This is a genomic window from Alkalibacterium sp. MB6, assembly GCF_009935905.1.
Classification (GTDB): Bacteria; Bacillota; Bacilli; order Lactobacillales; family Carnobacteriaceae_A; genus Alkalibacterium.
On the sequence record NZ_PREX01000004.1, the window covers coordinates 65203 to 84283 of the forward strand.

Below are 19081 nucleotides of genomic sequence, written 5' to 3' on the forward strand. Positions count from 1 at the left end.
TGACATGAATATAGTAGTGGAAAAAGGATTAGAAGTGGTACGATCAGTAGCCCCTATATTTATTTTTGTTCTGGCTATTCATTTCTTTCTTATTCCTTTTGATATAGCAACCTTAGGCGCGTTTGTTTTAGGAACGATTTTAATTATTATAGGCCTTGCCTTATTTTTAACGGGCGTTGATACGGCTATTACCCCAATAGGAGAAAACCTGGGTAAAGGGATTGCCAGATCGAACTCGTTAAAGATTTTAATTCCAGTGGGGCTACTACTTGGCTTTGTCATTTCAGTAGCTGAACCGAGCTTACTAGTATTAGGGAATCAAATAGAATTGGTGACTTCCGGAGCCATGTCAAGCATTCAGTTGGTCATAACCGTATCCGTAGGTATTGCCGTTATGGTCGCCTTAGGACTGCTTAGATTGGTATACAGGTGGTCATTTATAAAAGTAATCGGAATAAGTTATCTGCTTATTCTGATCCTCTCATTCTTTACATCGACAGAATTTATATCCATCGCATTCGATGCATCAGGTGCGACGACGGGGGTCATCACCGTACCCTTCCTCCTAGCTATGGCTATGGGGATTTCAACACTTAGCAAAAGTAAAGTTAAAAATAAATCGTCTGACAGTAGCTTCGGCTTAGTAGCCATCGCTTCAGCGGGTGCCATTATTGCAGTCATGATCGGTGATATTTTTATTTCAACAGGAACCCTTTCAGGAGATTTATCCATATCCTTTGGTTTCAACGAGTCATTTCTTCGGTCTCTTGCAACAATCGGAGCGAGCCAAGTCGGAGAAGCCCTTATTTCAATTTTGCCTATCGGACTCATTTTTCTTATATTTAACTACGCCATTTTAAAATTAAAAAAACGCCCATTAAGACGTATCGTACTGGGTTTATTTTATAATATTGTCGGACTCATTTTGTTTTTGACAGGGGTTAACTTCGGGTTTATGAACGTTGGGACATTAATTGGTTACCAATTAACTCAGTTTGATAATTATATGTGGCTATTCATTTTATCCTTTATTTTAGGAATGGTGACCATCTTAGCTGAACCTGCCGTGAACGTGTTGGCCAATCAAGTGGAAACGGTGACAGCGGGGGCATTAAAGCCGAGCTTTATTTATATCGCACTGGCGATAGGTGTGGGTATCGCGACCTTACTGGCATCATTACGCACCGTTTATTTCGGACTTGAATTGTGGCACTTGTTACTTCCAGGCTATATTATTGCATTCGCATTAAGTTATTTTGTGGATAATTCCATCGTCGCCATGGCTTTTGATGCCGGTGGTGTCGCATCAGGACCGATGACAGGTACCTTTATACTCGCCTTTATTCAAGGAGCAGCTCAAGGTGTCGATCACGCCTCAGTGATGATTGACGGGTTCGGAATGATTGCTTTAGTCGCATTAATGCCCATCATTACCATTCAAATATCAGGCTTTATTTATACAATGAAGTCGGATTAACAGATTTCTATAAAAAGCGTTAGGATAGACCTAAAAAGAAATTATATGACTGAATTATGTATAAAGTGTGACAAAACATTGCATAAAAAATACTTAATTTAGACACAGACAATTGGCTCTCTCTCTTGTATAATTTAGCTAAGCAAGGGCTACTTACACAACACGTCACCAGAGGCGTGTTGAATGGTAAAAAAGAGAGCAGGATCTGAAATGAACACACTAAAAAAACGATTTATATATGTCCTTCAAATGCCTACTGAATCTAGAGAATTATTTATTAGAGATAATGAAATCATCGAGAATGCAGATGGCGAACTGGATTGCCCTTTAGACAGCATTTTGAAACGATACCACTTGGAGTGGGATGATTTGTTTCGTATGAATGTTGGGACAGTTTTTTTACTACAAGAAGATATCGAAGAAAGAAAAGTCATTAGGTCCATATCCTTTGAAAACCTTCATTATCATAGATAAGAGTAAACGTGATACGTATATAAACTAAAAAAAACAGCGACTAGCTCCGTGAAGAGCCTTAGTCGCTGTTTTCTTTATTCTTTTGTATCTGATTGATTAAAGTCTTCTTTAAGCTTGGCTAAATCATCCATACTGTCCGTATTGAAGCTCATAAAATCATCTTCAACTTGGTCACTTTCTTTTTCGTTTTCCGGTCTGAATCGACTAGGGTTAATGTCCTCAGGTTCGCTATTGTTGATAAACTCATTCTTGCCATCTTCTGGTAACGACCCTAAATGTGTATCTGTGTCTGCTGTAAATTTCTTTTTATTTGCCATGTTATCACTCTTCCTTTTCGTCTAATTTACTCAAATCAAAAGGCTCGAAATCATCTGGATGAGTAGCTTTCTCTTTTTCTTCTTCAGACAAGTCTCTTTCTATAAGGTTCTCGTCTGGATCAGTATACTCTTTTGTTTCTTTAACACCTTTCGCTTTAATCAGGTGGTCAGCAGTATGTTGCTGGTCATGATTAAGTGACGGATTATTGTCCATAAAGAGACCCTCCAATTATCGTTCTGATGTGTTAATTTTAGTGTAGCATAATAAAATTGTTAACGCTTATATATTGCTCATATGGTACAATAGGGATACTCATTTATTAAAATTTAGTTTTAGCGTGGAGGAAAAACAATGGCATGGATTTTACTAGGCATAATCATCGCCCTACTAGTGTATTTATACATACAAAATTATTTAATAGACATCACGAACTACACAGTGACCATACCAAAGATTGACGAAGGCTTTGTTGGAAAGAAAATTGTTCAAATAACTGATATGCATCTTCAAAAACGGACTAATAAAGGCTTCGTGAATGCTTATTTAAGTAAAATAGAAGCCTTAGAGCCTGACTACATCATGATTACCGGAGATATCGTTCAAGCAGGTATGGATCATTTTGACGATACGCCGCTTAGACACTTTGCAGAAGAAATAGGGAAGATTGCCCCGACATACGCCGTTACTGGCAATCACGATATCGCAAGTGCCTCCTTTGAGGTCTTGCACTCCATCTTAAACAAGTTTAATATACGTCTCCTTTTAGACGAGGCAACACTCCTCACACTAGAAGAAGACCCGTCAGCGACACTCGTTCTCATGGGCTTAGCTGAACGGCAAAATCAGGACAATTTACCAAAGCCGATGCTTCAACCGATTGAATTAACGACTTATATGGAAGGCAAGCCCAAGATTTTAATGGCGCACCGACCAGAACATTTCGAACACTATATGGACGACAAAACGAAGATGCCTGATTTAGTGTTAAGTGGCCACAGTCATGCCGGACAAGCACGAATACCGTTTGTTGGTGGTTTATATGCACCAGGACAAGGCTGGCTCCCCAAGTACGATTATGGTATTTTCAACTTCAGTGCAGACCGTTCAAAACGCATGATTATTTCTAGAGGACTGGGCAATTCTTCTTTTCCATTTAGAATAAATAACCGCCCGGAAATTGTAGTCGTCACCCTGAAATAATTTAGCTTCAATAGTGGACAGATGTTTTTGAAAAAGGTATGATGAAATGAATCAAACCAATCAATGAAAGCATTTAATCGTACGAATCAAAGGGAGTGAGCTGATGGATAAAAAGGTCATTATGCTTATTTGTGCTGCAGGCATGAGTAGTACTCTGCTTGTAGAGAATATGAAAAAAGTAGCTGCAAAACGAGGCCTTGACGTGACCATTTTAGCCGTCTCAGCTCTTGAAGCCCTGCGTAAACTTGACTCTAGGCAGATTGACGTGTTGTTAGTAGGCCCACAAGTCAGGTATATGATACCAAAGTTTGAACCCAAAGCTGCTGAAAAATCTATTCCAATTGAGTCGATTAATGAATCAGATTACCGCACGATGAATGGGGCTAATGTGCTCGACACAGCCTTGTCGCTTATAAAGAACTAACCGTCTGAAAAGGGGGAGTGGGACATGACAATGAATAACGATGAAACAATGGAAGTCATCATGTCATTAATCATGCATGGTGGGGATGCCAGAAGTAGTGCAATGGAGGCTATTTATGCTGCCAAAACAGGAGACTTCGATCTAGCCAAAGAGAAAATTCAAGGGGCTGATCAGTCGATAATCGAAGCACATGAAATCCAAACAAACTTACTGAGTAATGAAGCCTCCGGTGCAGGCATTCCAGTAAATCTGTTACTTGTGCATGCCCAAGACCACTTGATGAGCGCCATGACTTACCGAGATTTAGCCGAAGAAATGGTAGACATGTATAATAGAATGAATCAATGAAGATAATGAAGATAAGAAGAGCCTGCTGAGATTATTCGGCAGGCTTTTTTTAGTTTAAGAAAGATTAGACTGTCAAGTCGAGTTTAATATCCATTCACGGCAATGACACCCACCGAGTCGCCATTATTCCCCTTAATAAGCCGATGCCGATTCCATAATAAGCGATCCTAAAAAAGATGCTAATTTTATCCGATTTCTATTGTATTAGAAAGAGATTAAGTGTATAGTTATTTTCGATGAGAGAAAACGCCACCAATAGGGTGGTAAAAAAACGGAGAGGAGGAAATGCCATGATTTCAGTCGTTACATTTCGCACTGAAAGTCATTATAAAAGCAGCCAGCCGATGAACGAAAGTCGGCTCCATTCCTCCGTGTCTAGATATTAAGTGCGTTCCTTTTTTTTGCATGCCATAAAAAGAACACATGAACAGTCTATCGCCTTGGGGATAGACTGTCTTTTTTTACCTAAAAATGGACATGCACCAAAAGAATGCAAGAATGAAAGGAACGATAAAACATGTTTGACGTTATATTTAAATTGAAATTTTTCTTTAAAGAAAACAAATGGCAGTACTTAATTGCATTTATTTGTTTGGCAATATCGAATGTTTTCGCCGTCTTAATTCCATTTATTATAGGCCGAATCATTGATGCCATCGTGACTGGAGAAATGAACAGTGACTTGTTACTCACTTACAGTCTCCAGTTCGGTGGCTTGGTCATACTCACCTACCTCTTAGATTTTGTTTGGGGATATGGATTATTTGAAGGGGCCTATAAATTACAGCGCCAAATGAGAAGCGCCTTGATGCGTCATTTCTTGCGCATGCGTGCACCTTATTTTGAAAAGTTCCGTACGGGCGACTTGATGGCACGTGGCACACAAGATATTCGTGCGCTAGCTGACACAGTCGGTTACGGTATGCTCGTTCTCATGAGTGCGACAGGATTCACCGCAACGATCGTTGTCATGATGGGGGTCACTGTCCATTGGGGCTTGACCGTCGCAGCCGTTTTACCTTTGTTACCCATGGCTTATGTCATAAAAGTTAAAGGTCAGCAAGTTGATGAAGCCTATGAAATCGCTCAGAAGTCATTCTCAACGGTCAACGATGACGTCCTCGAAATGATTGATGGCATGCGAGTGATTCGTGCTTACGTTAAGGAAGCAGACTTCATTGATAAATTCAAATCACAAACCAGTGATCTGTTGAAAAAGAATAACCGTGTATCTGAAATTTCAGCTATATTTGGACCAACGGTTAAAACATTCGAAGGCTTAAGTATCATGATTGCATTAACCTATGGATCCGTTCTTGTCGTTCGAGGCATCCTATCAGTAGGAGACATCGTCGCTTTTCAAATGTATTTGGGCATGATGATTTGGCCAATTATTTCTGTATCTGAATTGGTACTTATCTTAAGACAAGGGAGTGCCTCCATGCGTCGTGTGGAAGAAATTACTCATGCCACAGACGGCCTGGATTTGAAAGGAACAGAAGAAGCGAAAACAGCAGACAACTTTGTCTTCGATGAGTTCACATTTAAATACGGTGGCAGCGAAATAACGAATTTAGACAACATTCAATTAACTCTTCCAAAAGGAAAAATGTTGGGCATTGTAGGCAAGACTGGCTCAGGTAAAACCACTCTCATCCGCCAGTTATTAAATCAATTCCCAACAGGATCTGGTGTCTTTAATATGGGCACGCGTTCGTATGCTGATTACCAAGACCCATCCTTAAGACGACTCATCGGTTACGTGCCACAAGACCATGTGTTATTTAGTCGAAGCGTGAGAGACAATATTGCTTTTGGTAAAAGCGACGCGACTGATGAGGACATTTTAACAAGTATTCGACTCGCTTCATTTGAAGACGATTTAAAAAATATGGACAAAGGACTCGACACCATGATTGGTGAAAAAGGAGTTTCCATTTCCGGGGGGCAAAAGCAGCGTATTTCAATTGCGCGTGCTTTAATCAAGAATCCAGAAGTCTTAATTTTAGACGACTCTTTGTCTGCAGTGGACGCCAAAACAGAGCAAAACATTATTGGTAATATTCGTCAGGTGCGTGACGGGAAAACAACCATTATTTCAACTCACCGACTATCTGCTGTTAAAGAAGCCGATGAGATTATCGTCTTGGACAACGGGAAGATTGTTGAAAGAGGGACTCATGACGAATTAGTCAATGACCAAGGATGGTATTACGACCAGTTCTCCAAACAAGAAATTAAAGACATCACTCAAGGAGGCGATGAATAAATGAAGACCGTTAAACGACTCCTATCTTATATGAAATACTTTAAAATGCACTTCACCATTGGTATCGGTTTGGTCATCTTATCGATGATTACCGACCTTGGTGCGCCTATTATCGTCCAACGGGTTATTGACCAAGTCATCACACCAGCGGCTACAAGCGGCGAAGATTACAGCAATGTATTGGTTCGGTTGATTGCCATTTATTTTGGACTAACTGTATCGACGGTTATCACACGGTATATCTCAGCTATTTACCGTATGCGTGGGGCAAATGGAATTATAAAAGTCATTCGTGACCAGTTGTATACCCGTGTACAAGAATTGCCGATTCATTATTTTGACAATTTACCAGCAGGAAAAATTGTGGCTCGCATCACTAACGACACGGAAAATTTAAGACAGCAATTTTACGTTGCAACAGTCGGTCAAATTTTGATCAACGTCTTTTATGTCATCGGTGCGTTTACGGCCATTGCCTTTTTCCACACAGGTTTGGCACTCGTTTTGCTATTATTAATTCCTCTCATGTATTTCTGGAATAAGTTTTATACAAAATACGCCAGATCATTCCACCGCGAAGAGAGAGAATTAAACTCAGATATTAATGGGAAATTAAATGAATCCATTCAAGGGATGCAAATCATTCAAGCTTTTGAACAAGAAGAGCAGATTTCAGCTGAGTTCGAGGAAACAAATGGCAAATGGTATGAGGTCATGCGCAAATACGTTATCTTAGACTCGTCCTTCCAATGGACATTCGCTGACTTTTTAAGACGCGTCTCTTTACTTTTGTTAATGATTTATTTTAGTACTCAATACATCAACGGAACGCTGGGCATTTCGGTAGGGATGCTGTACTTGTTTGGAGATTACGTGAGTCGGCTGTATGAACCGATTAAAGGGATCATTCAGCAAATGGCCTTCGTTCAGCAAGCCATTGCAGCCGGAGACCGTGTATTTGAAATGATCGACAGCGATCCGGAAGATAATCCGACAGACAAAATGACAGTCACTCAAGGACGAGTGGCATTTAATCAAGTGACCTTTGGATACAATGAAGACAAGGATGTGTTGAAAAACATTCAGTTTGTCGCGGAACCAGGGGAGACCGTCGCCTTAGTAGGCCATACCGGATCTGGAAAAAGTTCGATTATGAATTTGCTGTTTCGTTTCTATGACCCTCAACACGGGGAAATCACTGTAGACGGGCAAAACACGCGACTCTATTCCAGACAATCTGTCCGTGAAGAAATGGGAATCGTTTTACAGGATCCATTCTTATTTACAGGGACGATCTATTCCAACATCACCATGGACAACCCTAAGATTTCAAAAGAAGAAGCCATACAAGCCTTGAAAGATGTGGGTGGGGAAGACCTGCTCCAAAAATTCGAAAAAGGCATCGATGAGCCAGTCGTCGAAAAAGGAAGCACCTTAAGTTCAGGTCAGCGCCAGCTGATTTCCTTTGCAAGAGCTCTGGCTTTTAATCCGAAAATCTTAATATTGGATGAAGCGACGTCATCAATCGATACGGAAACAGAAGAAATTATCCAACATGCGATGGACGTGTTGAAAAAAGGTCGAACAACCTTCATCATTGCTCACCGTTTGTCGACTATCCAACATGCCGACCAAATTTTAGTCTTGGATCAAGGAGAAATTTTGGAAAGAGGCACGCATGATACACTCTTAACAACGGATGGTGTTTATGCTGAAATGTACGAGATGCAGAAAAAAGGCCAGACGATAGCGTCATAATAGAGAAGCAACCATCACTGATTTAGTGATGGTTGCTTTTTTAAGTCAAATGCAATAAGGATGCGACTTGCCAGTCGCCTTAGAAGTCAGTTAATTGCCCACTCAAGTCAGCTTTTACGACTGAGTGAGCAATTAAACCGATTTAATTGACGGCTCAAATTACCTATCACGACTGAGTAAGCAATTAAACCAGTTTAATTGACGGCTCAAGTCACCTATCACAACTGAGTGAGCAATTAAACCGGTTCAACTGATGACTTGTGAAAATTTTCCGGCTAAAGTCGTTACATAGACCTATACTATCAAAATGCAAAGACTAAAAATTTATAAAACAATTAGGAACTCTCATTGTTTATTCATTTTCAATATGCTAGGATATGAAGCATATTGAAAAAAAGGATGTGGGAAAATGAATAAGAAGTTGGGTATGAAAGATTATGTATTTGTCGGTTCAATGTTATTCGGGTTATTTTTTGGGGCTGGGAATTTAATTTTCCCTGTTCATATGGGGCAGTTAGCTGGACAAAATGTATTTTGGGCTAACATTGGCTTTTTAATCACCGGGATTGGACTCCCGTTTTTAGGTGTCATCGCGATGGGCGTGTCAAACAGCGCCAGCGTGTATGATTTGTCCTCTCGAGTGAATAAGCATTATGCGAAATTATTTACCATTTTACTTTATTTAGTTATCGGTCCATTCTTTGCTCTACCGAGACTAGCGACAACGTCTTATGAAATTGGGATTGCGCCACTTGTATCAAGCGGAAATCAGCGTCTCGCACTAGCATTGTTCTCAATCGCCTTCTTTGCATTGGCGTGGTTTTATTCGAAAAAACCCAGTAAAATCATTGTGTATGTTGGAAAAGTATTGAACCCTATTTTCTTACTGACCTTAGGAGTCTTATTGGTTTTGGCCTTCATCAATCCAATCGGTTCGGTTTCAGATATGCCTGTCCAAGCTTCTTACCAGACACAAGCTTTTTCAAATGGGTTCTTGGAAGGGTACAACACGCTGGATGCTTTAGCAGCATTAGCGTTTGGTGTCGTTATTATTTCTACTTTGAGAAACATGGGTGTAACGAAGCCTAAAGATATTGCGGTCGATACGATTCGCTCAGGTGTGTTGAGCATGGTATTAATGGGAGTCATCTATTCCTTACTGGCTTATATGGGTGCTAAAAGTCTCGGTGCCTTTGAGATCAGCGAAAACGGTGGGATTGCACTAGCGCAACTGTCGCATTATTACCTTGGCCAAGGGGGCAGCTTGCTTCTCGCACTAATTGTCATCTCAGCCTGTTTGAAAACAGCAATCGGCCTAGTGACCTCTTTTTCGGAAACCTTCATCGAACTCTTTCCGAGCAGAAGCTACGCCTTTTTTATAGCAGTCGCCTCCATATTGCCTGCGGTATTTGCGAACGTTGGTTTAACAAACATTATTGATTTTTCTATTCCAGTCTTGATGTTTATCTATCCCTTAGCCATGGTATTAATCATTTTAACCCTGATTAACCCATTATTTAAAGGCTATCAGTCGGTCTACTTTTGGACAACAGCTTTCACACTTTTAGCAGCTACAGTTGACGCACTAAATGCCAGCTTGTGGAGAGAAGCGGCATGGATTCAGTGGATTGTTAACGCAGCTGATCAGGTGCTTCCTTTGTTCCAATACGGCATGGGGTGGTTACTACCCGCCATACTTGGCTTCTTTGTAGGCTATGCAATAGCCGTGACTCGTCGCCATCACACTCAAGTTCAGTTCACTTAAGCATAACTGAATACAAAAAGACGGCAGCCCAATTAAACGGGTGCCGTCTTTTCTTAATTAATGGACACGTCTTTCATCTGGAATAACATTTCCCAGTAACCAGTTATGGAAGAAGTATTCGAATAACCCCACACCAATAGCAAAGACGAAACTAGCGACTAAGAAGTCTCCATCGTTCATGCTATTTAAATACAACCAAGTCACTAAGAATGCTGTACCAGCATCAAGTAGTGTAGCAGGAATATTCCCGGCTTTACGAAGGACAAGTAAGTCTCCAACAACATAGATTAAAATAGCTACAATCGCTGCTGCAATTAAGGCATCGCCTGCAGGAGCTTCAAAAATAAGACTTAAAACGACCCAACCTAAAACCAAATGAGCAACCAATTTAATGGCAATAGCTTTTACATGATTCATTCTATGCACCTCCTATTTTTATTAAATCAATCATAAATAATTGGTTTAGATAGTACAAACTATAACACTTGTTACAATAAAAAAACCTTCAGTCATGTAAACTGAAGGTTTAGAACGAGTTATTTTTTTGTAGCGTATTTTAATTCTTTTGTATTCAAATCCTTTTGGAAAACATCACGGAAGAATTGAATCAAAGGCCCGAGGAAGAAAGCAGTCAGTATAGTGTTGACGCCAAGTGTTGCACCCAGTAAGAAGCCAATCAAAGCAAAGGCAGTATCTAAAACAACACGGACCACTCGGAAAGAAAACCGACCGTCTAATTTGTCAGTCACAATAATCGGTAGGGCATCGTAAGGAGCCACACCTTCTTTCGCTTCAATATACAAAGCCGCTCCCATAGAAAGCGATAAAATACCTAAAATAGAAAAGACGACGCGTAAGATTAGATTGTCTGGGGTCCCAAACAGATTCAAGTATGTGGAAACCGTTACATCTGATAAATTACCTACTAAAAATATGTTGATCAAGGTCCCTATTCCTATCATTGACCGATCCGCAAAATAGATTAATATTAAAGCAGCCAAACTTGAAATCATGATGAATACGCCAAATTCCATATTAAGAAAGCCACTGAAACCAAGGTTAAACATCGTATAAGGATCCGTACCAAAGTCCGCCAAACGGAAAAAAGACACAGCAAGACTGATAAAGAGTGTACCAATTAGTGAGTAAGTTAATTTAATTTTTTTCATAATCTACCTCAATTTCTTTATAATATCCAAGAATTATCATACGTTGAAACGGATACAAAGTCAATGACAAATAAAAAAGACCCTATAGTGGAAGCTGGTATAGAGTCTTCATTAGTTATGTTATCTCAAAATATTTTCCATCGCTTTTCCTTTTGCCAATTCATCAATCAACTTATCAAGCTGTCTGATGGCTTTCATTAACGGGTCTACAATCTCTTCGACACGAACACCACAAATGACTCCCGTAATATTGTCACGAGAAGGGTGCATAGCCGGAGCTTCCTCAAAGAAATTCTCGAAATCAGCATCACGATTAATTTGTTCAAGCAACTCGTCTTGCGAATACCCAGTTAACCAACGAATGATTTCGTCAACTTCTCCCTTAGTGCGGTTCTTCCGTTCAGCCTTCGCCACATACATAGGGTACACCTTTGAAAAAGGCATATCAAAAATCTTATGTCTAGTCATCTTATACCTCCACGTTTAATAAGGGTCTCTTTCATAGAATCTGGCTTCTCAAACCATTCCAAAAACTCCATGCGGTGACCAAAAAAGGCATAAGTATAAAAGCGTTTGGCGCCAGGCATATTGCTGTCCTCTTCGAATGGTATATCGTTCTCTTTTAAATGGGCCATCAGCGCTACAATATCGCTCACTTCAAAAGCCGGATGACCTCGTTTTTCCGGTTTGAACCACTCGTCCAAGCCGACATGCAAAATATGTCTGCCCATATCAAACCATAAACTGTCAAAATGACTCAGTGAGTCTGGTTTTTCTACTTCTTCACAACCTAAAATATCTATAAAAAAGTGCCGTGTTTCTTTTTCCGACCCAAGTGGGGCAGTGATTTGTATATGATCCAATCCTTTAAAAGCAAAAGCCACTTTCATCGCTCCTTTAGTATTTCGTCTGTCTCTAGTTTACCATACCACACTCAATTGACCACTGTCTTAAAGAAGATTAGACTAAACCCGTGTGCTATAATAAGGCTAACATGATAAGAAGTGGAGTGAAAGAAATGAAAGCAAGCACAACGTGGGAAGGCAATATGGCCTTTACAATGACGAATGAAAACGGCAATACAATGAGGATGGATGCACCTGTCGCTAACGGTGGAGAGGGCAGTGGGCCGTCGCCAATGGAAGTGGTCCTTGGAGGATTAGCAGGATGTATGGGCATCGACATGGTAATGGTATTGAAGCCTTATTTAGACAAGATTGAGCGCATGACCTTTGATACAGTTGGCGAGCGCAACGACGAACCGCCTCGTTATTTCAAAGCCATCGAATTAGTTGTACATGTAGACGGAGACGTTCCAGCCAGCCGAGTCTGGCGTGCGGTTAAACTAAGTGATGAGAAATACTGTTCTGTAGCCAATTCACTGAATGCAGAGTTAAGTTACAAAGTTATTTTAAATGGCGAAGAAGCAGCAGAAGCATAAATATATTAAATTAAGGAGACCATGATGACGACACTAAATGCAACAGTTCATTCCGAACAATTAATGAGGAAAGTGAATTATTTTGCAGTCATACCTGACAAAGTAGAAACTAAATATAATGAGCAAACTAAAAAACAAGAAGTGGTCCCGTTTAAAACCTTGTATTTATTACACGGTTGGTCAGGACACTATATGGACTGGGTTCACAACAGTCGTATAGTTGAATGGGCAGAAGAGTATAACTTGGCAGTGATAATGCCTTCTGGAGAAAACGGCTTTTACGTGGATCACCCACACCACAACAATTTTGGGTCCTTTATTGGAGAAGAATTAGTCAACGTCACGCGACAACTCTTTCCCTTATCCAACAAAAGGGAAGACACCTTCATCGGCGGCTTATCTATGGGCGGCTTTGGCGCACTGAGAAACGGTTATACCTACAGTGACACCTTTAGTAAAATCATCGCTTTATCAAGTCGAGTCTTTTCAAAAGAAGACAACACATTCCATGATTTAACGGAAGACACGCCCATTAACCGAAGTTTGTGGCCATTGATCCCATCAAAGACCTACCGCGACTTGCCGGACAACATGGACACCTACGCTTTAGTCAAACAGGCAAAAAACAAGCCGGAACTGTACTTGGCCTGCGGAACGGACGACCATTTAATTCGAGAAAATGAAGTCTTCCATAACTGGCTCATCCAAAATGGCTTTGATCACGAATACCGGGAAGAACCTGGTGACCACAATTGGGACTTTTGGAATACATTTTTACTAGATGCACTACCTTGGCTAGTCGAGAAATAAAAGAAAGCTGGAACGGATCGAGGCGCAGTGCCTTTTCCGTTCCAGCTTCTTTTTATGGCTATACTCAGTTGAATCTTTTACTTGAGTATGGAGATAGACTCCTAAAAAGTTAATACAACACATTAGTCAATGACCTCTATATGAATAGCGACAGTACCCCATTGCTTTTCTTGTTCAGGGGAGTAAATTTTATAAGTATTTTCAAGCATTTGTTCAACCGTTTGACCTTGTGCGCCTAAAATTTGATCAGGCAATGTTTCGTACATCTTTTTAAAAGTAGGGAAGCGGTCCAATGCCATAACACGAACGGTTAAAGTCTCCAAAGGATTTGACAGCTTGGTAAAGGTAATCGTATCGTTTACTTTAAGCTGACGCCTTTTTTGATCCCATAAACGGATCTCTACTAATTTTTCTTTAGACTGAATCGCGTTAAACGGGTCATCGTACAAAGTCATGTCGTGATTCATCACGAACCTCCAATAGTCATACAAAACCTTCCCCAACAATCGTCGAGGAAGGCCTTATAGTTTTTTAAATATTAAGCCCAAGCACCTTTACGGAAAACAGGCACGCGAGAACCGTCTTCACGGATGCCGTCGATGTCCATTTCGTTTGAGCCGATCATAAAGTCAACGTGAACGTCAGAACGGTTTAAACCGGCTGCTTTCAGTTCATCTTCTGACATCTCAGTTCCGCCTTCAAGGTTGAACGCGTAAGCTGATCCTAAAGCCAAGTGGTTAGACGCATTTTCATCAAATAATGTATTGAAGAAAGTCAAACCAGATTGAGAAATAGGGGACGCATCAGGAACAAGTGCCACTTCGCCTAAACGAGCAGCGCCTTCATCTGTTTCAATTAACTGCTTGATCACGTCTTCGCCTTTATCAGCCGTAACCTTTTCGACTTTACCGTCTTTGAAATGGAATGTCATGCCTTCGATAATCGTACCTGCATAACTTAGTGGTTTAGTCGAGACAACCACACCATCCACACGGTTCGCATCTGGAGCTGCAAAGACTTCCTCAGTCGGCATATTTGCCATGAAGCGTTCGCCGCGAGCATTCAAGCTTCCAGCACCTTCCCAGCGGTGACCTTTAGGTAAGCCAACCGTTAAGTCAGTTCCAGGAGCTGTAAAGTGAAGAGCAGTAAACTGTTCTTTATTCAATTCATCAGCTTTAGATTCCAACGTCTTGTCTTTTTCTTCCCAAGTCGCTACAGGGTTCTCATCATATAAATGAATCGCTTTGAAAATAGCATCCCATAACGCGTCAACGCGTTCTTCAGCTGTTTCTAATTCAGGGAATACTTTCTCAGCCCATTTTTCTCCAGCGGCCGCTGCAACGACCCAGCTGACTTTGTTGGATTGAGTGGCTTGACGCATCGCTTTAAACGCACGTCCATTGGCAGCCTGTGCCGCAGCAATTTTCGTGCTGTCCAGACCTTTTAGTGAATCAGGGTCTGATGAGCGCACGCTAATTCGGCTAGCACCTTTTTCGATAAAATCGTTAGACTCATCGACTTTGTATTGAGGAACCGTTGACACGACTTCTTTTGAAGCGTGTTTAAAGGTTGAACGAGTGACTTGATCGTCCGTCCATTTAACAATCACTTCTTTAGCGCCACGTTCGTAAGCTGCTTCTGTAATCAAGCGCGCAAGAGGTGCTTGATCAACGTCAATGCTTAAAATAACCGTGTGTCCCTCTGAAACGTTAACGCCCGTAGACACAAGTAAATCTGCATAAGTTTTCAAATGTTTCTCGAAATCTGGTAATACCATGAAATTGCCTCCTTCTATGATTGAAATACTCATTCATCTTAGCATATTCACCAATTCGTCACAATCACAAATAAATAAGACACTTTGGTCAATTTGTAATAATTTAATATCGGTTGCCATATAAACTAGTCATAAACATAATGAATAATATAACAAAAACGATTGTTATTTAACCTTTATTCTAGTTATGTAAATAGTGTGAAAGATAAGTAGAGCCTTTTTATAAGATGTTTATTATGTTATACTATAGTGGATTAAATCTATATTTACATTAGATAATAATAGTGAGAGGGAGTAGACGTGTGCCCAGAAAAAGAAGAATTCATAGAGAACATATTTTGGAGGCTGCTCTCAATTTAATGAGAGAAGAAGGATTTGAGCATTTCACTGCGCGCAAGATTGCAGATCACCTTAAAGCTTCTACGCAACCCATCTACAAAGAGTTTACCAATATGGATGACTTGAAAGTTAATTTGACCGACTATGTTATAGACATGCTAGGAGAAAAAGTGTTTCGTTTACACGACGAAGGAACCGGTTTGAAAGAAGCATGCATTAACTACATACAGTTTGCCAGTGAAGAACAAACTTTATTTTCTGCACTGTTTACTCACGGGGAATTGTCTATTGTGACTCTTCAGACCTTCATTGAAGATTCCCTTCATAAAGCGATTAGCCGTACGGAAGGACTAGAAAATCTCACTGAAAGTGACCGAGATTCATTGTTGAGCATAATATGGCCGACCATATTCGGTGTTGCTGTATTAACAGCCCAAAATGTAAGCACTTATGAAGAAGAAAGTCTCTCAACGAGAGCAGAGAATATCGTGGACCATTCTGTATCAGTGTGGAAAGATTTTCAAAAAGTTTAATTAACATGGATGCAAAACTACCCAGCTCACTCGGCTGGGTAGTTTTTAGTTTAGAGAATAGTTGGCCGATTCTACGAACTCAAACGGAAAACTCTGACAAGTTCGTAGAAAAGAGGACCATTTCACCGAACTCAAACGGAAAACTCTAACGAGTTCGTAGATAAGTGGACCATTTCGCCGAACTCAAACGGAAATCTCTGACGAGTTCGTAGAAAAGAGGTCAGTAAGCAATCCTACGAAACGAAAAAAGCTTGGAATGCCTACCCCTATTCCAGGGTGAGTGCGTTCCAAGCTTTTAAGCATGTATTAAAAGGTAATCGTATCCGGATCAGTCGCTTGACCGGCGCGACCTTTAAGTCCATCAATTAACGTCATATCCTCATCGTCGAGTTCGAAGTCAAAAATATCGGCATTCTCCCAGACGCGTTCTTTCGTAACGGTTTTTGGAAGAGGTAAGAAGTTATGCTGCAGACTCCAACGCAAGACGACTTGAGCAATCGACTTGTTATACTTCTCAGCCAAATCTTTTAACTCGTCCACCTCAAAAATTTTACCCGTACCAAGAGGACTGTAGCCTTCATTAATAATACCGTGTTCATTGTTGAAAGCCACAAGGTCAGGCTGCATATCGCTTGGGTTGAGCATAATCTGGTTCACAGCCGGAACAATTTTAGCTGTTTCAAGCAACGGCTTTAAGTGATGCGGGCGGAAATTTGAGACGCCAATCGATTTAATTTTCCCGGCTTCAACCGCTTCTTCCATTGCTTTCCAACTCTCGGCATTGGTTTCTTGCCATCTGTCACGGAAGGAAAGAGGGTTTGGCCAGTGAATTAAGTACAAGTCGATGTAGTCGAGTCCCAATTTTTCTAAAGACGTGTCAATCGCTTCTTTCGTCTTATCATATCCGTGCCACCGGTTATGCAATTTCGTGGTGACAAAAATATCTTCTCTTGGAACATCCGTTTCTTTCAACGCTTGACCGACGCCTTCTTCATTTTTGTAAGTTGCTGCGGTATCAATATGGCGATAGCCTGCTTCAAGCGCCCACAAAACGGCCTGTTTAGCTTCCTCATTGGTACACTGCCAGGTTCCAAAGCCAATCTTTGGAATCTCTAACCCATTATTCATCTTATACGTATCCGTTAATGACATATGCATTCCTACTTTCGCTTTTTTTTCTACATAAAATTATACGTTAAGTGGCAGTAGACTTCCAATGAAAGTGTTTTTTATAGAAAAAAGACACCCTTATGAAAAGTAGGTGTCTTGTCTATTAGTTTGATTCAAATGTTTTAACTAACGATGCTGCGAATGCTTTCAAGTGTTCCACATCATCATCTTCCGGATTTAAATCCACTTTCACACTGTCTGCGCCTTTAGTTGCCCCCGCTTTGGCAAATTGCTCATCGAAATCATCGACTGATTGACAGTACTTATCATAAAAGGTGTCGCCAGATCCAAAGGCTCCGTATATTTTTCCAGTTAAATCGACGTCTTCCAATTCTTCATAAAAGTCGACAATTTCATCAGGTAAATCAGCGTCCGTTCCGTACGTATACGTGCCCACAACACATATGTCATAGTCTAAAAAATCTTCCGGATCGGCAAACACGCTCTCCGTTACTTCAACGTCGCAGTCCAGTTCTTGAAACGCTGCTTCTAAAATATCTGTGCATTCTTCTGTATTACCAGTCAAACTGGCGTATACAATCATTACTTTAGGCATTCATGTCATCCTCTCGCTTTTGACTCAGGCAGTCGTCCTCATTCATCTGTCGGTATTACGTTTGAACAGATGATTCCCAAAAAGCATACCACGATAATCACTGTTTTTCAATATTCGAGGCGAGCGATCAGATACATACTAGATTAAGGGCTGAATCTGTTTAAAGAATGCTCATAAAGAGGTATACTATTCTTAGCACTCACTGAATGAAGCGTCAATCCATCCTATTCTAGTGCACTGATTCATTTATGGAAAAGGAGATAGAACGATGTTAGCAAAAATTAACAAGATTCCTGCAGGAACGTTTTTAGTTCCGCTTATATTGAGTATAGTTGTCTATACCATTTGGCCTAACTTATTTATGATAGGAGGGATGACACAGGCCCTGTTTTCTGGTGAAGGAGTCGGGGTAATTACCGCTATTTTAACCTTTATTTCCGGTACGGCTGTCGATGTAAAACAAACAGGCAGACTGCTCAAGCGTCAAGGGGTACTGTTTATAGTGAAAGCTCTATTCAGCTTGGCCTTATCATGGATTTTCTTGCAATTATTTGGCCAACACGGGGTGCTGGGTATTTCGTCACTTGCATTCGTTGCGGTCATTACCAGCTCGAATACAGCTATTTACTTATTAACGGCTAGACAATATGGAGACGAAATTGATACGGGGGCCTTTGGTTTCTTCGGCATTTTAAGTCTACCTTTGTTACCGACCTTTATTTATAGTTTTGTCTTTGCTTCCGGTGGAAACGTGGACTGGACTCCTGTACTGTCTATTTTAATCCCTCTTATCCTTGGTATCATTGTCGGAAATATAGACCGCGGGTTTTACAAATTATTTGGACCAGCTATTGGCGGCTTACTACCGATTCTAGGCTGGAACTTAGGGCAGGGACTGAATATAATTGAAGCAGTTAGAGCAGGTATTCCTGGACTCATTCTGACACTTATTTACATTATCGCTTCATCCATTTTGGTCATCACCGACCGTATGGTACTGAAAAATGATGGCTTATATGGCCTGTCTTTAGTTACGGTAGCGGGCTTAACTACCTCGGTTCCCGCTTTAATAGCTCATTCGTATCCGCCACTTCAGCCGTATGTGTCAGCAGCCACAGCTCAAATTTTATTTGCTGTCATTATCACATGTGTGGGCGCTCCAATTGTTATTGCGAAATGGAATGACCACATGATTAAAACAGGTGAAAAACCACTTAAAGCCCCAACATCAGATGAAGGAATAAACTAATTTT

22 protein-coding genes are annotated in these 19081 nt (G+C 40.7%); 12 read left to right on the forward strand and 10 right to left on the reverse strand.

All coding sequences use genetic code 11. The features are described from left to right. Positions 1–4 precede the first annotated feature (4 nt). Complete coding sequence (locus tag C3945_RS02870; protein ID WP_161878179.1) at positions 5–1477, forward strand: DUF1538 domain-containing protein; 1473 nt, start codon at positions 5–7, stop codon at positions 1475–1477. Between the two features lie 210 nt (positions 1478–1687). Beyond that, entirely contained in the window at positions 1688–1951 is a 264-nt protein-coding gene (locus C3945_RS02875) for a hypothetical protein (protein WP_161878180.1), read from the forward strand. A 74-nt stretch (positions 1952–2025) separates the two neighbouring features. Here C3945_RS02875 and C3945_RS02880 read toward each other — a convergent pair whose 3' ends face one another. Continuing rightward, positions 2026–2268 carry a hypothetical protein gene (locus C3945_RS02880; protein WP_161878181.1) on the reverse strand — a complete coding sequence of 81 codons (243 nt, stop codon included), beginning with the start codon at positions 2266–2268 and terminating at the stop codon, positions 2026–2028. Positions 2269–2272: 4 nt separating this feature from the next. Next, positions 2273–2482: a hypothetical protein gene (locus C3945_RS02885; RefSeq protein WP_161878182.1), complete on the reverse strand. Its 210-nt coding sequence runs from the start codon at positions 2480–2482 to the stop codon at positions 2273–2275. A gap of 138 nt (positions 2483–2620) precedes the next feature. On the opposite strand from C3945_RS02885, the gene C3945_RS02890 reads away from it, so the two are divergent. From C3945_RS02890 to brnQ, 6 genes are all read left to right on the forward strand, one after another. Further along, positions 2621–3469: a metallophosphoesterase gene (locus tag C3945_RS02890; RefSeq protein WP_161878183.1), complete on the forward strand. Its 849-nt coding sequence runs from the start codon at positions 2621–2623 to the stop codon at positions 3467–3469. 103 nt (positions 3470–3572) lie between these two features. Next, positions 3573–3893: a PTS sugar transporter subunit IIB gene (locus C3945_RS02895; protein ID WP_161878184.1), complete on the forward strand. Its 321-nt coding sequence runs from the start codon at positions 3573–3575 to the stop codon at positions 3891–3893. A gap of 30 nt (positions 3894–3923) precedes the next feature. After that, entirely contained in the window at positions 3924–4241 is a 318-nt protein-coding gene (locus tag C3945_RS02900) for a PTS lactose/cellobiose transporter subunit IIA (protein WP_161878225.1), read from the forward strand. Positions 4242–4758: 517 nt separating this feature from the next. After that, positions 4759–6510 carry an ABC transporter ATP-binding protein gene (locus C3945_RS02905; protein ID WP_161878185.1) on the forward strand — a complete coding sequence of 584 codons (1752 nt, stop codon included), beginning with the start codon at positions 4759–4761 and terminating at the stop codon, positions 6508–6510. Beyond that, positions 6511–8268 (forward strand): ABC transporter ATP-binding protein, encoded by a 1758-nt coding sequence (locus C3945_RS02910; protein WP_161878186.1) that lies wholly within the window; start codon positions 6511–6513, stop codon positions 8266–8268. Positions 8269–8677: 409 nt separating this feature from the next. Next, entirely contained in the window at positions 8678–10033 is a 1356-nt protein-coding gene (brnQ, locus tag C3945_RS02915) for a branched-chain amino acid transport system II carrier protein (RefSeq protein WP_161878187.1), read from the forward strand. A 57-nt stretch (positions 10034–10090) separates the two neighbouring features. Here the strand turns inward: brnQ and C3945_RS02920 are convergent, their stop codons facing one another. From C3945_RS02920 to C3945_RS02935, 4 genes are all read right to left on the reverse strand, one after another. Beyond that, complete coding sequence (locus tag C3945_RS02920) at positions 10091–10450, reverse strand: DUF2512 family protein (RefSeq protein ID WP_161878188.1); 360 nt, start codon at positions 10448–10450, stop codon at positions 10091–10093. Positions 10451–10569: 119 nt separating this feature from the next. Further along, entirely contained in the window at positions 10570–11202 is a 633-nt protein-coding gene (locus C3945_RS02925; RefSeq protein WP_161878189.1) for a YczE/YyaS/YitT family protein, read from the reverse strand. A gap of 120 nt (positions 11203–11322) precedes the next feature. Continuing rightward, on the reverse strand, positions 11323–11670 hold the full coding sequence (locus tag C3945_RS02930) for a DUF2200 domain-containing protein (protein WP_161878190.1): 348 nt from the start codon (positions 11668–11670) through the stop codon (positions 11323–11325). Then, positions 11667–12086 (reverse strand): glyoxalase, encoded by a 420-nt coding sequence (locus C3945_RS02935; protein WP_161878191.1) that lies wholly within the window; start codon positions 12084–12086, stop codon positions 11667–11669. Before C3945_RS02935 ends, C3945_RS02930 begins: the two co-directional genes overlap by 4 nt. A gap of 134 nt (positions 12087–12220) precedes the next feature. On the opposite strand from C3945_RS02935, the gene C3945_RS02940 reads away from it, so the two are divergent. After that, positions 12221–12643 carry an OsmC family protein gene (locus tag C3945_RS02940; protein WP_161878192.1) on the forward strand — a complete coding sequence of 141 codons (423 nt, stop codon included), beginning with the start codon at positions 12221–12223 and terminating at the stop codon, positions 12641–12643. Positions 12644–12667: 24 nt separating this feature from the next. Further along, the gene (locus C3945_RS02945) at positions 12668–13453 is read left to right on the forward strand and encodes an alpha/beta hydrolase (RefSeq protein WP_161878193.1); all 786 of its coding nucleotides are present in this window, start codon (positions 12668–12670) and stop codon (positions 13451–13453) included. Positions 13454–13575: 122 nt separating this feature from the next. On the opposite strand, the gene C3945_RS02950 is transcribed toward C3945_RS02945, so the two are convergent. Together C3945_RS02950 and C3945_RS02955 are read right to left on the reverse strand one after the other, a co-directional pair. Beyond that, complete coding sequence (locus C3945_RS02950) at positions 13576–13920, reverse strand: ASCH domain-containing protein (RefSeq protein WP_202623275.1); 345 nt, start codon at positions 13918–13920, stop codon at positions 13576–13578. Positions 13921–13991: 71 nt separating this feature from the next. Then, entirely contained in the window at positions 13992–15230 is a 1239-nt protein-coding gene (locus tag C3945_RS02955; RefSeq protein WP_161878194.1) for an aminopeptidase, read from the reverse strand. A 302-nt stretch (positions 15231–15532) separates the two neighbouring features. Here C3945_RS02955 and C3945_RS02960 point away from each other — a divergent pair, with 302 nt between their 5' ends. Further along, the gene (locus C3945_RS02960) at positions 15533–16102 is read left to right on the forward strand and encodes a TetR/AcrR family transcriptional regulator (RefSeq protein WP_161878195.1); all 570 of its coding nucleotides are present in this window, start codon (positions 15533–15535) and stop codon (positions 16100–16102) included. Between the two features lie 306 nt (positions 16103–16408). Here the strand turns inward: C3945_RS02960 and C3945_RS02965 are convergent, their stop codons facing one another. Beyond that, positions 16409–17254: an aldo/keto reductase gene (locus C3945_RS02965; RefSeq protein ID WP_161878196.1), complete on the reverse strand. Its 846-nt coding sequence runs from the start codon at positions 17252–17254 to the stop codon at positions 16409–16411. Between the two features lie 121 nt (positions 17255–17375). Then, on the reverse strand, positions 17376–17828 hold the full coding sequence (locus tag C3945_RS02970) for a flavodoxin (protein ID WP_161878197.1): 453 nt from the start codon (positions 17826–17828) through the stop codon (positions 17376–17378). Positions 17829–18096: 268 nt separating this feature from the next. On the opposite strand from C3945_RS02970, the gene C3945_RS02975 reads away from it, so the two are divergent. Then, on the forward strand, positions 18097–19077 hold the full coding sequence (locus C3945_RS02975; RefSeq protein WP_161878198.1) for a 2-keto-3-deoxygluconate permease: 981 nt from the start codon (positions 18097–18099) through the stop codon (positions 19075–19077). Positions 19078–19081 lie beyond the last annotated feature (4 nt).

Coding starts and splice junctions, on each gene's coding strand:
- C3945_RS02875 (WP_161878180.1), top strand. CDS start 1,688: ATGAACACACTAAAAAAACGATTTATATATGTCCTTCAAATGCCTACT.
- C3945_RS02890 (WP_161878183.1), top strand. CDS start 2,621: ATGGCATGGATTTTACTAGGCATAATCATCGCCCTACTAGTGTATTTA.
- C3945_RS02880 (WP_161878181.1), bottom strand. CDS start 2,268: ATGGCAAATAAAAAGAAATTTACAGCAGACACAGATACACATTTAGGG.
- C3945_RS02920 (WP_161878188.1), bottom strand. CDS start 10,450: ATGAATCATGTAAAAGCTATTGCCATTAAATTGGTTGCTCATTTGGTT.
- C3945_RS02930 (WP_161878190.1), bottom strand. CDS start 11,670: ATGACTAGACATAAGATTTTTGATATGCCTTTTTCAAAGGTGTACCCT.
- C3945_RS02955 (WP_161878194.1), bottom strand. CDS start 15,230: ATGGTATTACCAGATTTCGAGAAACATTTGAAAACTTATGCAGATTTA.
- C3945_RS02910 (WP_161878186.1), top strand. CDS start 6,511: ATGAAGACCGTTAAACGACTCCTATCTTATATGAAATACTTTAAAATG.
- C3945_RS02970 (WP_161878197.1), bottom strand. CDS start 17,828: ATGCCTAAAGTAATGATTGTATACGCCAGTTTGACTGGTAATACAGAA.
- C3945_RS02925 (WP_161878189.1), bottom strand. CDS start 11,202: ATGAAAAAAATTAAATTAACTTACTCACTAATTGGTACACTCTTTATC.
- C3945_RS02965 (WP_161878196.1), bottom strand. CDS start 17,254: ATGTCATTAACGGATACGTATAAGATGAATAATGGGTTAGAGATTCCA.
- C3945_RS02950 (WP_202623275.1), bottom strand. CDS start 13,920: ATGAATCACGACATGACTTTGTACGATGACCCGTTTAACGCGATTCAG.
- C3945_RS02905 (WP_161878185.1), top strand. CDS start 4,759: ATGTTTGACGTTATATTTAAATTGAAATTTTTCTTTAAAGAAAACAAA.
- C3945_RS02895 (WP_161878184.1), top strand. CDS start 3,573: ATGGATAAAAAGGTCATTATGCTTATTTGTGCTGCAGGCATGAGTAGT.
- C3945_RS02870 (WP_161878179.1), top strand. CDS start 5: ATGAATATAGTAGTGGAAAAAGGATTAGAAGTGGTACGATCAGTAGCC.
- C3945_RS02900 (WP_161878225.1), top strand. CDS start 3,924: ATGAATAACGATGAAACAATGGAAGTCATCATGTCATTAATCATGCAT.
- C3945_RS02975 (WP_161878198.1), top strand. CDS start 18,097: ATGTTAGCAAAAATTAACAAGATTCCTGCAGGAACGTTTTTAGTTCCG.
- C3945_RS02885 (WP_161878182.1), bottom strand. CDS start 2,482: ATGGACAATAATCCGTCACTTAATCATGACCAGCAACATACTGCTGAC.
- C3945_RS02945 (WP_161878193.1), top strand. CDS start 12,668: ATGACGACACTAAATGCAACAGTTCATTCCGAACAATTAATGAGGAAA.
- C3945_RS02940 (WP_161878192.1), top strand. CDS start 12,221: ATGAAAGCAAGCACAACGTGGGAAGGCAATATGGCCTTTACAATGACG.
- brnQ (WP_161878187.1), top strand. CDS start 8,678: ATGAATAAGAAGTTGGGTATGAAAGATTATGTATTTGTCGGTTCAATG.